This is a genomic window from Amycolatopsis iheyensis, assembly GCF_024703995.1.
Taxonomy (GTDB): domain Bacteria; phylum Actinomycetota; class Actinomycetes; order Mycobacteriales; family Pseudonocardiaceae; genus Amycolatopsis; species Amycolatopsis iheyensis.
Window position 1 is genome coordinate 295269 of sequence record NZ_JAMXQV010000006.1, and the last position, 13763, is coordinate 309031.

The window sequence follows — 13763 nt, forward strand, 5'->3', positions numbered from 1 at the left end:
TTCGTGCGCCGGACACAATTTCGCGCAAGGATATATCGGCTACCCGAACCGGAGTGTGACTGATCTTCAGGACAGGCTGAGGTGACTGCTCCCCATCCCCGTGGTGACGCGCCGCGGAAGAAGCCGTCCGCCGAACGTGCGGCGAGACGGCTCGGCACGCTGGCGCGCAAGTGGGGCTACCTGGTCAGCACCACCGCCTACCTGCCGCACACGCCCGAGGAGATCGAGCGCGAACTGGCGGTCCTGGTCGGCCGGCTCTTCGACGCCGTCACGAGCGACCCGCCGGACCTCGAAGCCGCGGCGGCGGCCGGTGGCCGGCTCGTCGAACTGCGGTGCGTCGGCGCCGACAGCTTGCGCCGCAGCCTCGAAGTGCTCGGCAAAGCGCTGCTGCGCGAGCCGGAGCTGCGCCGCGTCGAAGGGCTCGCCGAGCGGGTCGTCGTGGTGCTCGGCGCGCTCAGCTCGGGCTACGGCGAGACGCTGCGCGAGGACATCCAGAAGCGGCAGGAGGGCCTGAGCCGTGCGCTGCTGAAGGTCGAGCAGGAGACGCGGCAGAAGCAGGTCATCACCCGGGCGCAGTTCGAGGAGGTCTTCGCGGGTTCGGCCAGCGGCGTCGCGCTCACCGAGCTGGACGGGCGCGTGCTGCGGGCCAACGCGGCCCTGGCGAAGACGCTCAACCGCACACCCGCCGAGATCGCCGCGCTGACGTTGTTCGACCTGGTCCACCCCGAGGACGTCGAGCAGCTGCGCGAGCACTACGACGACCTGGTGGCCGGCAAGCTGCACCGGCTGCGTGCCGGTCGGCGGCTGGTCGGCCGGGACGGCGAGCCGATGTGGGCGACCTTCGCCGCGGCGGTGATCCGCGACGCGGTCGGCGCGCCCCGGCAGCTGATCACGATCGTCGACGACGACACCGAGGTGTCGCTGCTGCAGCGGCGGTTGAGCCACCAGGCCCTGCACGACGTGCTGACCGGGCTGCCGAACCGCCAGTTCTTCAGCACCCGCTTGGAAAACCTGCTCCGCGACGCCGACCCGGCCCGCGGCGTCACGCTGTTCCACCTCGACCTCGACGGTTTCTCGCAGGTCACCGGCGGGCTCGGGCAGGAGCTGGGCGACCGGGTGCTGCGCGGGGTCGCGGGCAAGCTGAAGGCGGTGTTCGAAGGCGAGTCGGCGCTCGTGGCGCGCCTGGGCGGCGACGAGTTCGCGGTGCTGGTGCAGAACGGGGAGTCGACGCCGGGAGTGGTGGCGCTGGTCCGCCGGATCACGCACGAGCTCGCGGAGCCGGACTACGTGGACGGCAGCCACGGCGTCGCGGTGTCGGCCAGCATCGGCGTCGTGCACCGCCCGCCACGGGACATCACGCCGGTGGAGCTGCTGCGCGCGTCGGACCTGACGCTGCGCCGAGTCCAGCGGGCAGGCAACCAGTGGGGCCTGTTCGACCGCGAGCTGGACCGCCGCGACCGGCACGACTTCGGGCTGGCCGCGGGGATGGCGGGCGCGTGGGAGAACGGCGAGATCGAGGTGGGCTACCGGGCGCTGGTGTCGGCGGCGGACGGCACGATCCGCGGTGTCGAGCCCCGGCTGCGCTGGAACCACCCGGAAGAAGGCGTGCTGGCGCACGAAACGTGCGTGCGGCTGGCGGCGGAGACCGGGCTGGCGCTGCCACTGGGCACGTGGCTGCTGCGCACGGCGGCGGAGGCGGTCACGACGGCCGGCGTGGCTGCGCCGCTGGTCGTCTCGCTGACGCCGCAGCAGGCGGCGGACCCGGAGCTGGTCGGCGAGATCCGCGCGGTGCTGGAGTCGACGGGCCTGGCCCCGGAGCGGCTGCGCCCGGGCTTCCCGGCGGCGGCCCTGCTGTCGGACACGGGCGATGCGGCGGACAACGTGAAGGTGCTGGCGGAAATCGGCATCGAGGCGGAGGTCCACGACTTCGGCGCGGCGGCGGACGTGACGTGCCTGGCGGACTTCCCGGTCCACACGGTTCGACTGGCGGAGACCGTGGCATCCCGCCGCGACGACGAGCTGGTGCAGCTTTCGGTGGCGGCGCTGATCGAGGCCGCGCACCGGGGTGGCGCGGAGGTCGCGGTGGCCGGGGTCGGGAGTGCGGAGGTCGCCGGGTGGTGGCGGGAGCGTGGTGTGGACCGGGTTTCCGGCCCCGCGTTCGCCGAGTTGCCGGGTGGTCTTCCGGCCTGCTGACGGCGGGTGTCCGGGGTGGTGGCGGGAGCACGGGTTTCCGGCCCCGCGTTCGCCGACCTCCCCGGCGGCCTCCCGGCCTGCTGACGAACCTCAGACCCGGACCAGCACCTCCTCGAGGGGCTTGCGCCGCAGGTCCGGCACCACGCAGTCGTCGGCCGGGTAGCCGACCGGGATCACCGCGAACGCCTTTTCGTTGCGGGGGCGGCCGAGCAGCTCGCCCAGGAAGCGCATCGGGGACGGTGTGTGCGTCAACGCCGCCAGCCCGGCCACCTGCAACGCCGTCAGCAGCATGCCGACCGCGATGCCCACCGACTCGTCGACGTAGTAGTGCTTCCGCACGCCGCCGTCGTCGTCGAGGGCGAACCGTTGCTGGAACACCACGATCAGGTACGGCGCGTCCGTCAGGTGCGGCTTCACCGCGTCCGTGCCCAGTGGCTTCAGCGCGTCGAGCCACGCTTCGCCCAGCCGGCCGTCGTAGGAGATGCGCTCCTCCTCTTCCGCCGCTTCGCGCAGGCGGCGGCGCACCGCCGGGTCGGTGACGAGGACGAACGTCCACGGCTGCTGGTGCGCGCCGCTCGGTGCCGTGGACGCCACCGCGATCGCGTCGAGCACCGCGCGCTCCGGGACCGGGTCGGGGGAGAACATCCGCACCGAGCGCCGGGCTTCCATCCGCTGCCGCAGCGCGCTCACCCGCGCGACCGCTTCGTCGTCGGGCAGCCGGGCGGGGCGGTAGGGGACCGGGTGATAGGTCATGCCCGGATTGTGGCGGGGGACACGATCACCGCAGCAGGGCCGAACGTACGATTTCCGGCTCAGATGCGTCCGCTATACGGACAGTAAGGTGATCCTTGCTTCGATCTTTACGCCGAACAGCGCAACGCAACTAGGCCATTTGGTCCTGTCGCGCGAAGTGACCTCCTCATTACCCTCCAGTAGCAGGCAGTGGTGTCGATCACAGTCGCTCCAGGAGGCCCCATGGCGTCGCGCGTCCGAGGACCCGGCTCCGAAGACCGGCGCGAACTGCGGCTCAGGCACATCACCGGCTGCCTCTCCTGCACCCTCAAGTGCGGGTACTGCGGCCTGCCCGTCCGGCTCGCCGGGCGGAGCGACCACCCGGGGTACGGCGTGGTCGACGAAGTCACCGGGGAACTGGTGCTGCTGCACCGGTTCTGCCGCGGCGCGCTCGGCCGGTGCCGGACGCGGGGGTGCGTGCTGCGGCGCGCCCACCTCGGCCGGGCGACCGAGCAGTACGAAACCGGCCGCCGTCGCCCGGGGCGCTACCAGCGCCTCGGCGTCCGCCGGTCGGCCGACCTCGACTTGTACCGGAAACACTGGCGGGTCGCGAAGATGCGGTACGCGTGCCAGGCGTGCCGCTACTACACCGGCTCGCACTGAGCCGATCCTCGAAGTACGACCGGAGGACCCGTGCTCGTTCGTCTCATCCTCGGCCTGCTCATGACGGTCGTCGGCCTCGCCGTCGCCGGCAAGCGGGTGGCCTTCCTGTACCGGCTGATCAAGGCCGGCCAGCCCGACACCAAGCGCTCCGACGAACTGGGCGCACGCGTCTTCGCCCAGGTGCGTGAGGTGTTCGGCCAGCGCAAGCTCCTGAAGTGGTCGGTGCCCGGCCTCGCGCACTTCTTCACGTTCTGGGGCTTCGTGATCCTCGCGTCGGTGTACCTCGAGGCGTACGGCGCGCTCTTCGACGAGAAGTTCGCGATCCCGTGGATCGGCCACTGGTCGGTGCTGGGCTTCCTGCAGGACTTCATCGCCGTCATGGTGGCCGTCTCGCTGGCCGTGTTCACGGTCATCCGGATCCGCAACGCCCCGGAGCGCAAGGACCGCGCGTCGCGCTTCTACGGCTCGCACACGGGCGGCGCGTGGCTGATCCTCTTCATGATCTTCAACGTCGTCTGGACGATGTTCTTCTTCCGCGGCGCGTCGGCGGCGTCCGGCAACTTCCCGTACGACAACGGCGCGTACGTCTCCCTCGGCGTTGGCAACCTGTTCGAGCCGCTCGGGCACTCGACCACCGAGGTGCTCGAGACGGTCGGCCTGATGCTGCACATCGGCGTCATGCTCGTGTTCCTGTCGATCGTGCTCTACTCCAAGCACCTGCACATCTTCGTGGCGCCGATCAACGTCTCGGCCAAGCGGCTGCCGGACGGGCTCGGGCCGCTGCTGCCGATGGAGTCCGGCGGCAAGCCGATCGACTTCGAGGACCCGGGCGAGGACGACACGTTCGGCCGCGGCAAGATCGGCGACTTCACCTGGAAGGGCATGCTCGACTTCGCCACGTGCACCGAGTGTGGCCGCTGCCAGTCGCAGTGCCCGGCGTGGAACACCGGGAAGCCGTTGTCGCCCAAGCTCGTCATCATGAACCTGCGCGACAACCTGTTCGAGGAGGCGCCCTACATCCTCGCGGGCACCGAGCACGAGGACGCGCGCCCGCTGGTCGGCCCGGAAGCCGACGGCGGCGTCATCGACCCGGACGTGCTCTGGTCGTGCACCACCTGCGGCGCGTGCGTCGAGCAGTGCCCGGTGGACATCGAGCACGTCGACCACATCGTCGACATGCGCCGCTACCAGGTGATGATCGAGTCGGCCTTCCCGACCGAGCTGGGCGGGCTGTTCAAGAACCTGGAGACCAAGGGCAACCCGTGGGGCCAGAACAACTCCGAGCGGCTGGCCTGGACGAAGGACCTCGGCTTCGACGTCCCGGTGTTCGACGGCGAGCTCGCCGACGACGTCGAATACGTCTACTGGGTCGGCTGCGCGGGCGCGTTCGACGACCAGGCGCGCAAGACCGTCCGCGCCACGGCGGAGCTGCTGCACATCGCCGGCGTCAAGTACACGGTGCTGGGCAAGGAGGAGTCGTGCACGGGTGACCCGGCGCGGCGCGCGGGCAACGAGTTCCTCTTCCAGATGATGGCGCAGCAGACCGCCGAGACGCTCAACGCCGTGTTCGAAGGCCGCGAGCCGCGGCTGCGCAAGATCGTCACGACCTGCCCGCACTGCCTCAACACGCTGAGCCGCGAGTACCCGGACCTGGACGGGCACTACGAGGTCGTCCACCACACCCAGCTGCTGAACCGCCTGGTCCGCGGCGGGCAGCTGACGCCGGTGAAGGCGGTCGAGGACGGCCCGAAGGTCACCTACCACGACCCGTGCTACCTCGGGCGTCACAACAAGGTCTACACCCCGCCGCGCGAGCTCGTCGGGGCGACCGGCGCGACGCTCGAGGAGATGCCGCGGCACGCCGACCGGGCGCTCTGCTGCGGCGCGGGCGGCGCGCGGATGTGGATGGAAGAGCAGATCGGCAAGCGCATCAACCTGGAGCGGGTCGACGAGGCCATCGCGACGGACGCGGAGACGATCGTGACCGGCTGCCCGTTCTGCCGCGTGATGCTCACCGACGGCCTGGTCCAGCGCCAGAGCGAGCAGAAGGCGGAGAACGTCGACGTGCGTGACGTCGCCCAGCTGCTGCTGGAGCGGGTCAAGGCGCCGGCGCCGAAACCCTGACGGTTCACCCGTTCGCCGCATATCTTCCCGCGGCCGCCCGCCTCTGCACCGGAGTCGGGCGGTGCGCGGGAGGGGCGATGGGGCAAGTGAACGCGGCGGAGATCGAGACGGTCGACGGCGCCGTGGCGAGGCTGGCGGTGCGGCGCGGCACGTGGCTGGTCGGGCGCGGGCCGGAGGCCCACCTGCGGCTGCATTCCGGCCACGTGAGCCCGCGGCACGCGTGGATCCGGTGCGACGCGCGGGGCACACGGGTGACGGACGCCGGCTCGCGCACCGGCACGTGGGTGAACGGGCAGCGGCTCGCCGAGCACGAGACGCGGCTGCTGCGGGACGGCGACCGGCTGTCCTTCGGGCCGATCGGCGCGGTGTTCTCGGACGTCCCGGCGGCCGAAGGCGCCCGGCCGCGTCCCGGCCGGGTGCTGGTCGCGCCCGGGCTGCTCATGGTGGTGGCCGGGTTCGGGCTCTGGGCGTCGGCGGTCGACGGCGTGCCGCTGGGGATCGCCGGGTTCGTGGTGTTCGTGCTCGGTGCGATCCTGACGGTCGCCGGGGTGGCGATGACCGGCTTCACCCGGGCGCCGGAAAACCCCGCGCCTTCCCGGGAGGAGAGCCGATGAGCGACCGTTAGAGTTAGCTCACTAGTTCGTACATTACCGGAGGGGCAGTGTGGCCAGCTACCTGATCGGGCTCGTCGGCTCGGGGATCGGGCTGTCCGCCAGCCCGGCCCTGCACGAACGGGAGGCCGGTGAACTCGGCCTCCGCTACGTCTACCGCCTGCTGGACCTCGACGTGCTGCGCCGGCCGGTCGCCGACGTCCTGGCCGCCGCCCGGCTCACCGGCTTCGACGGCCTCAACGTCACCCACCCGGCCAAGCAGGCGGTGCTGCCGCACCTCGACGAGCTTTCGCCGGAGGCCGCGGTGCTCGGCGCGGTCAACACGATCGTCTTCGACGGCGGCCGCGCGATCGGCCACAACACCGACGCGACCGGCTTCGCCCGCAGCCTGACCCGCGGCCTGCCCGGCGTCGCGATGGGCCGGGTCGTCCTGCTCGGCGCCGGTGGCGCGGGCGCGGCGGTGGCGCACGCCCTGCTTTCCCTGGGCGCCGGGCGGCTCACCGTGCACGACGTCGACGGCTCGCGCAGCACGCGGCTGGTCGACGCGCTGCGGCGGCGGTTCGGCGACGACCGCGCCGAAACCGGTGGCCTCGAGGCGGTGCGGCGGGCCGACGGCCTGGTGCACGCGACGCCGACCGGCATGGCCGCCCACCCGGGCTCGCCGCTCCCGGCCGAGCTGCTGCGCCCCGAGCTGTGGGTGGCTGACATCGTTTACCGCCCGCTGGAGACACCCCTGCTGGCCGACGCCCGCGCGCTCGGCTGCCGTGTCCTGCACGGCGGCGGCATGGTCGTGCTGCAGGCGGCGGAGGCGTTCCGGCTGTTCACCGGCGTGGAGCCGGATGCGGGGCGGATGCTGCGGCACTTCGACACCCTCGAAGGCGAGGGCGCGCGAGCCGCCTGACGGCCTCGCGACGACACGCTCTGCCACCAGGGAAAACTCCGGCCGTCCCGGAGCGCCGCTCCGGGAGTCCTTGCCCGGAGCGGCTTTCGCGGCGTCACCCGCTCGGCGCAGCCCGGTTTTCGGCTGCGGTGCGGTGAAAAACAGCCTGGACACCTTCCTATTCGGACGACTTCCGTCACCGCACGCGCCCTGCGCGGTAACCGCCCGGCTACCCCCCGTACAACTCCCCGGTGCGTTTACAACGTTCCGGCAACCGCCTTGACACCGCCTGTGGTACGTACCACTCTAACCCCAACATTGGTCTACACCATTTGGGGCGCTCGGCCACGGTGGCCGGGCAGGGAAGGACGGCATCGAGTGAAACGCTGGCTCAAGCTGGCGGCAGGCGCCGCCGCACTCACGCTCGCGACCGCAGGCTGCGCGGGCTCCGGCGGAACCGACACGGCCGCTTCGTCGAGCGGCGCTCCCGCGCAGCTCAGCGGCGACGTCACGGTCTGGCTGATGACGGGGTCCGCGCCGACCACGCTGACCGACGCGCTCAACAAGGAGTTCGAGGCCGCGCACCCCGGCGTCAAGGTCAAGTACGAAATCCAGCAGTGGGACGGCATCCAGCAGAAGCTGACCACCGCGCTGGCCAGCGGCGCGCCGCCGGACGTCATCGAGATCGGCAACACGCAGACCGCCGCGTTCGCCGCCCAGGACGGCGTGCTGACCGACCTGACCGCGGACAAGGACAGCTTCAACGGCGCGCAGTGGCTGAAGGGCCTCGCCGACTCGGGCACCTACGACGGCAAGGTCTACGGCGTCCCGTTCTACGCGGCCAACCGCGAGGTCATCTACCGCAAGGACATGTTCGAGCAGGCCGGCATCACCAAGCCGCCGACGTCGAACGACGAGTGGATCGACGCGATCACCAAGCTGAAGACGAAGTTCGGTTCCGACCCCGACTTCCAGGCGCTCTACATGCCGGGGCAGAACTGGTACGCGCTGCTGTCGTTCATCTGGGACAACGGCGGTGACATCGCCCAGGCCGACGGCAAGAACTTCAAGGCGACGCTGGACAGCGCCGGCGCGAAGGCGGGCCTCGACTTCTACAAGAAGCTCGTCGACACCTCCGGCACCAAGGCGCCGAAGGACGCAGACGAGGCCAAGCCGCAGCAGGCGACCGTCTACGGCGCCGGCAAGGTGGCCATGATGATCGGCCTCCCGTGGGAGCTGGCCACCGCGGCCAAGACCGACGCGAGCCTGACCGGCAAGACCGGCGCCTTCGCGATCCCGAGCAAGACCGCCGGCCAGGCCGCCCCGGTCTTCCTGGGCGGCTCCAACCTGGCGATCCCGGCCAACAGCAAGAACGCGGCCGCGGCCAAGGAGTACATCAAGCTGCTCTCCAGCCCGAAGTACCAGAGCCAGCTCGCCGCCGCCGGCGTCGTGCCCGGCACGTCGACCGACCTCACCGGCCTGGACAAGGACCCGCTGGGCAGCGTGATGGCGAAGGCCTCCACCAACGGCAAGGCCGTGCCGGCCAGCCCGAAGTGGGGTGACGTGGAGTCCGGCCAGAACCCGGTCAAGGACATGCTGACCGCGTACCTGACCGGCAAGAAGACGCTCGACCAGGCGACCGCCGACGCCAACGCAGCGCTGAACAAGCTCATCGGCGGATGACAGCGACCGCGAATGTGACGATGCCGGCGGGGGCGACCCCGCCGGCATCGCCGCGCGACGCGCGGGTCAAGAAGCGCAGGCGGGGCCGGTTCGGCGACCGGGTGCTCCCGTACCTGCTGCTCCTGCCCGCCCTCGTGGCCATCCTGGTCCTGCTGGCCTGGCCGCTGGTCCAGGTGCTCGCGATCAGCTTCCGCAAGCTCGACATCGGCCAGCTGATCTCCGGCAAGACGGTCTGGATCGGCTTCGACAACTACACGAACACCCTGGCCGACCCGGAGTTCTGGACGATCACCGTCCGGACGCTGATCTTCACCGCCTCGATCGTGGCCGCCACCATCCTCGGCGGCCTCCTGCTGTCGGTGCTGATGCGCCACCTCGACCCGGTCGTCCGGATCATCCTGCAGGTCACGCTGGTGCTCGCCTGGGCGACGCCGGTGATCGCGACGACCACGGTGTTCCAGTGGATCTTCGACGAGCAGTACGGCATCCTCAACAAGACCCTCGACCGGCTCGGCTTCCACAGCTTCATCGGGTTCTCCTGGTTCTCCAGCGGACCCAGCACGCTGACGGTGATCGGGCTGCTCATCGTGTGGCAGGCCGTGCCGTTCGTGACGTTCTCGCTGTACGCGGGCCTCATCGGCGTGCCGCGGGAGCAGTACGAGGCCGCCGGCATCGACGGCGCCAGCGCGTGGCAGACCTTCCGCGCGGTCACCTGGCCCGCCATCCGGCCGATCACCACGATGGTGACCTTCCTGTCGGTGCTGTGGGACTTCAACGCCTTCGCGCAGATCTGGGCGATCCGCGAAGGTGGCCCGGACGGCGGGAGCACCACGCTCGCCGTCGTGCTCTACCTCAAGGGCATCGCGGGCAACCACTTCGGCGCGGCGGGCGCGATCGCGACCCTGATGCTGATCGTGCTGGCGCTCATCACCGGCCGGTACATCCAGCTGCTGGTCCGGACCCCGGAAGGTGATCTGAAGTGAGGAAACCGCTGTCGCAGCGGATCGTGCTCGCGGTCGTCGGCGTGCTCGTCGCGCTGGCGATCGTCTTCCCGACGTACTGGATGTTCGTCACGTCGCTGCGCACCCCCGGCGAGATCCTCTCGCCCAAGTACGACCTCATCCCGACGTCGATCTCGTTCGGCAACTTCGCCACCGCGCTGGGCAAGGACAACTTCCCGGTCTACCTGATGAACAGCCTGATCGTCACGGTCGGCTCGGTGCTCTGCGCGCTGATCGCCGGGACGCTGGCGGCCATCCCGCTCTCGCGGCTGCGCTTCACCGGCCGCAAGGGCTTCCTGGTGCTGGTCATGGTGGCGCAGCTGGCCCCGGTGTCGGCGCTGTTCATCCCGCTGTTCCTGCTGATGCGGGACGCGGGGCTGCTCAACACGCTGCCGTCGCTGCTGCTGATCTACTTCGCGACCACGCTGCCGTTCACGGTCTGGATGCTCTACGGCTTCGTCAACGGGATCCCGTACGAGCTGGAAGAGGCCGCGATGATCGACGGCTGCAGCCAGACCGGCGCGTTCCGCCGGGTGACGCTGCCGCTGCTCGCGCCCGGGCTGGTCACCACCTCGGTGTTCAGCTTCATCACCGCGTGGAACGAGTACCTGTTCGCGCTGGTGTTCATCCGGGACAAGCCGAAGGAGACGCTGCCGGTGTGGCTGGCGTCGTTCCGCACGGCGTTCGCGACCGACTGGGGTGGCGTGATGGCCGCGTCGGTCATCTACGCGGTCCCGGCGCTGGTGTTCTTCCTGATCGTGCAGCGCAAGCTCGTGGCCGGCGTCGCCGCCGGCGCGGTGAAGGGGTAGCTGGTGTCTTCTCCGGAGAAGCTCGCCGAAGCCGTTCTCCTGCCCGGGTTCGCCGGGACGACCGCGCCGGAATGGCTGCGCCGCCGGATCGCGGCCGGCCTCGGCGGGGTGGTGCTGTTCGGCCGGAACGTCGTCGACGACGAGCAGGTCGCCGCCCTCACCGCGCAGCTGCGGGGCGAACGCGACGGCGTGGTGGTCGGGATCGACGAGGAGGGTGGCGACGTCACCCGCCTCGACGTGAACACCGGGTCGTTCGTGCCGGGGCCGCTGGCCCTCGGCGCGGCCGGCGACCCGGAGCTGACCACGGCGGTCGCCGCCGCCCTCGGCGAACGGCTCGCGGCCTGCGGCGTCACGGTGAACCTCGCGCCGTGCGCGGACCTGACCCTGGCGGCCGAGGACCCGATCATCGGCGTCCGGGCGTTCGGGTCGGACCCCGCGAAGGCGTCGCCGCACGTCGCGGCGTACGTGACGGGCCTGCAGAAGTACGGCGTCGCGGCGTGCGCGAAGCACTTCCCGGGCCACGGCGCGGCGACCGAGGACTCGCACGTCGCGCTGCCGGTGCTGCCCAGGACGGTCGAGGAGCTGCGGGAGATCGAGCTGGTCCCGTTCGCGGCGGCGATCCAGGCCGGGGTGCGCTCGGTGATGTCGGGCCACCTGGTCGTCCGGGCGTGGGGCGAGGAGCCTGCGACGCTCAACCGGACCGCGCTCACCGACGTCCTGCGCGGCGAGCTCGGCTTCACCGGCGCGGTGATCACCGACGCGCTGGAGATGGGCGCGGTTTCGGGCGCCTACGGCAAGCACGACGGCCTCGGCCGGTCGGCGGTGCGGGCGCTGGCCGCGGGCGCGGACGCGTTGTGCCTCGGCGGCGCGGCGTTCGAAGCACCCGCGTTGGACGCCTGCGTGGCGGCGATCGTGGCCGCGGTCGCGGCGGGTGAGCTGCCGCTGGAGCGGCTCGAAGAAGCGGCGTCGCGGACGGCGGCGCTGGGCACCGACCCGGCGCCGGCTTCGGTCGGCCCGGTGGACCGGCGGCTCGGCCTCGAAGCGGCCCGCAAGGCCCTGCGGGTCACCGGCGAGCCGCGGCTGGCCGGCCCGCCGCTGGTGGTGGACGTGCAGACCGAGCCGACGATCGCGGCCGGCCCGATGCCGTGGGGCCTGGGTGCGCACCTGGCCGAGCTGCTGCCCGGAACGCGCACGCTGACCGCCACGCCGGACGACGTCGACGCGGTCCTGGCGGCGGCCCGCGACGCCCGCAGCGTCGTCGTGGTGACCCGGGAGGCCCACCGGCACCCGCGGGTGCGCGAGCTGCTGGCCGCGCTGTCCACTGTGGACTACATCCGGGTGGAGACGGGCGTGCCGGGCCCGCTGGGCGACGGCCCGCGGATCGACACGTTCAGCGGCTCGTACGTCAGCCTGCGCGCGGCGGCCGAGTACCTGGCCTGAGTGCACGCCGAAGCCCCGCCGCTCTCCGGACCGGCGGGGCTTCGTCCTGTTTGCCGCATCTTCACGCGGCGTCGGCGCATTTGTACAGGCCTTGTACCCGGGCTCGCCATGCTGTCCCCACAACGAAATCCTGGAGGGACGGACCCATGAGAATTCGGATCGGGAAGCGGGCGGCCGGGGTGGTCGGCATCGCCGCGGCGGTCGTGCTGGTCGGCGCCACCCCGGCCCTGGCGGCGACGGGGACGGTGCACACCGACTCGGGTGCGCCGCTGACCGTGCGCACCGCGCCGAGCACCGGCGCGGGCTCGAACGGCACGGTCGCCGACGGCACCGCCGTGAACATCGACTGCCAGACCACCGGCGAGACGGTCACCGGCAAGTACGGCACCAGCAACATCTGGGACCACGTCCCGGGCGGCTACATCACCGACACCTACGTCTACACCGGCTCCGACGGCCGCATCGCGCCGGACTGCACGGACGTGCCGACCCCGCCGGCCGCGACCTGCACGACGTCCGGCCTGGGCGACCCGAACACCTGCGCCCAGGCGGTCACGAAGGCGAAGTCGCGCGTCCACACGAACAACGACCCGTCGTACAACGGCTGGTGCGACCGCATCAACGCCCAGAACTACGGCTTCAGCGCGAGCGGCTCGACCACCGCGTACGTGCACTGGACGCAGATCCCGAGCGCGTACAAGCACCCGAACAGCACGGACGTCCCGGCGGGCGGCCTGGCGTTCTTCTCCAACGGCGGCTCGGGCCACACGATGATCTCCATCGGCGGCGGCAAGTTCCTGTCGAACGACATCAACGGCGCGGGCACCTACACCGAGACGACGATCGCGCAGATCAAGAGCAAGTGGGGCCAGACCTACCTCGGCTGGTCGCAGCCGTGGTTCAAGGTGAACCACTGACTCGTGCGGCGGACGGGTCTCGCCGGCTCTGGGGGTGACGAGACCCGGGCCCGACCCGGTGTGCCCCTGCCCACCTCCCCCGGGCAGGGGCACACCGGGTCGTGCACCTCAGTCCCGCTTCATGTGGTGCAGCACGAAGATCCCGCCCAGCGCCGGGCGGTCCAGCCGTTCGTGGTCGGTCGCGACGTACTCGTCCAGCACCGCCAGGATGCGGCGGTCCAGCTCCTCGACCTCGTCCGGCGACAGGTGCAGCAGGAACTTCTCGTGCACCGCCACCGACTCCGGGCCCGCCGCGCGGATCTCCTCCTGGAAGATCTCGATCGGCGCGAACCGCGTCTGAGCGTCCGCGTCCGACAGGGGACCGTCGAGCCACCACGTCTCGCCGTTCGACCGGTACGGCTTCTCCAGCGCGCCGCTCGTGCCCGTGCGGACCGGCGCCGGCTCCAGCAGGCCCGCGGCCACCAGCTGGCGCACGTGGTGCAGCACCGTGCCCGGGTCGCGGTCCAGGCGATCGGCCAGCTGCTTGTTCGTCAGCTCGTCCACCAGGCACAGCCGCATGATGCGCAGCCGCAGCGGGTGGCCCAGCGCCTTCGCCTCCTCGGGCGTCGCCGGGCGCCGTCGGCGGGGTTCGGTCATGCCACGCAGCGTAGTCCATCGATGGAATCGGGTTACATCGATGGAGAAAAGTCCATCGATGTGCGATCCTCCAT

Annotated in this window: 12 protein-coding genes; 10 read left to right on the top strand and 2 right to left on the bottom strand. The window is 71.3% G+C overall.

Annotation, left to right across the window (positions count from 1 at the left end):
- Positions 1-81: 81 nt before the first annotated feature.
- Positions 82-2193, top strand: a complete 2112-nt coding sequence (locus tag M8542_RS13735; RefSeq protein ID WP_257920505.1) for a putative bifunctional diguanylate cyclase/phosphodiesterase — start codon at positions 82-84, stop codon at positions 2191-2193.
- 90 nt (positions 2194-2283) lie between these two features.
- Here the strand turns inward: M8542_RS13735 and M8542_RS13740 are convergent, their stop codons facing one another.
- Positions 2284-2946 (bottom strand): nitroreductase family protein, encoded by a 663-nt coding sequence (locus tag M8542_RS13740; RefSeq protein WP_257920506.1) that lies wholly within the window; start codon positions 2944-2946, stop codon positions 2284-2286.
- Positions 2947-3168: 222 nt separating this feature from the next.
- Between M8542_RS13740 and M8542_RS13745 the strand changes: the two genes are divergently transcribed.
- The 9 genes from M8542_RS13745 to M8542_RS13785 all read left to right on the top strand — a co-directional run bounded on the left by M8542_RS13745 (position 3169) and on the right by M8542_RS13785 (position 13053).
- Positions 3169-3588 carry a hypothetical protein gene (locus M8542_RS13745; RefSeq protein WP_257920507.1) on the top strand — a complete coding sequence of 140 codons (420 nt, stop codon included), beginning with the start codon at positions 3169-3171 and terminating at the stop codon, positions 3586-3588.
- Positions 3589-3618: 30 nt separating this feature from the next.
- Positions 3619-5712, top strand: coding sequence for a (Fe-S)-binding protein (locus M8542_RS13750; RefSeq protein WP_257920508.1), 2094 nt, complete (start codon positions 3619-3621; stop codon positions 5710-5712).
- 77 nt (positions 5713-5789) lie between these two features.
- The gene (locus M8542_RS13755; protein WP_257920509.1) at positions 5790-6326 is read left to right on the top strand and encodes an FHA domain-containing protein; all 537 of its coding nucleotides are present in this window, start codon (positions 5790-5792) and stop codon (positions 6324-6326) included.
- A gap of 49 nt (positions 6327-6375) precedes the next feature.
- Positions 6376-7224, top strand: coding sequence for a shikimate dehydrogenase (locus tag M8542_RS13760; RefSeq protein WP_257920510.1), 849 nt, complete (start codon positions 6376-6378; stop codon positions 7222-7224).
- 357 nt (positions 7225-7581) lie between these two features.
- Positions 7582-8886, top strand: a complete 1305-nt coding sequence (locus M8542_RS13765) for a sugar ABC transporter substrate-binding protein (RefSeq protein WP_257920511.1) — start codon at positions 7582-7584, stop codon at positions 8884-8886.
- Positions 8883-9869: a carbohydrate ABC transporter permease gene (locus M8542_RS13770; RefSeq protein WP_257920512.1), complete on the top strand. Its 987-nt coding sequence runs from the start codon at positions 8883-8885 to the stop codon at positions 9867-9869. The genes M8542_RS13765 and M8542_RS13770 overlap by 4 nt, the downstream gene beginning before the upstream one ends.
- Positions 9866-10696, top strand: a complete 831-nt coding sequence (locus M8542_RS13775) for a carbohydrate ABC transporter permease (RefSeq protein WP_257920513.1) — start codon at positions 9866-9868, stop codon at positions 10694-10696. Before M8542_RS13770 ends, M8542_RS13775 begins: the two co-directional genes overlap by 4 nt.
- A 3-nt stretch (positions 10697-10699) precedes the next feature.
- A complete protein-coding gene (locus M8542_RS13780; protein WP_257920514.1) occupies positions 10700-12136 on the top strand; it encodes a glycoside hydrolase family 3 protein in 1437 nt (478 codons plus the stop codon).
- Positions 12137-12282: 146 nt separating this feature from the next.
- Positions 12283-13053, top strand: a complete 771-nt coding sequence (locus M8542_RS13785) for an SH3 domain-containing protein (RefSeq protein WP_257920515.1) — start codon at positions 12283-12285, stop codon at positions 13051-13053.
- 108 nt (positions 13054-13161) lie between these two features.
- Here the strand turns inward: M8542_RS13785 and M8542_RS13790 are convergent, their stop codons facing one another.
- Positions 13162-13689: an ArsR/SmtB family transcription factor gene (locus tag M8542_RS13790; RefSeq protein ID WP_257920516.1), complete on the bottom strand. Its 528-nt coding sequence runs from the start codon at positions 13687-13689 to the stop codon at positions 13162-13164.
- Positions 13690-13763: the final 74 nt, after the last annotated feature.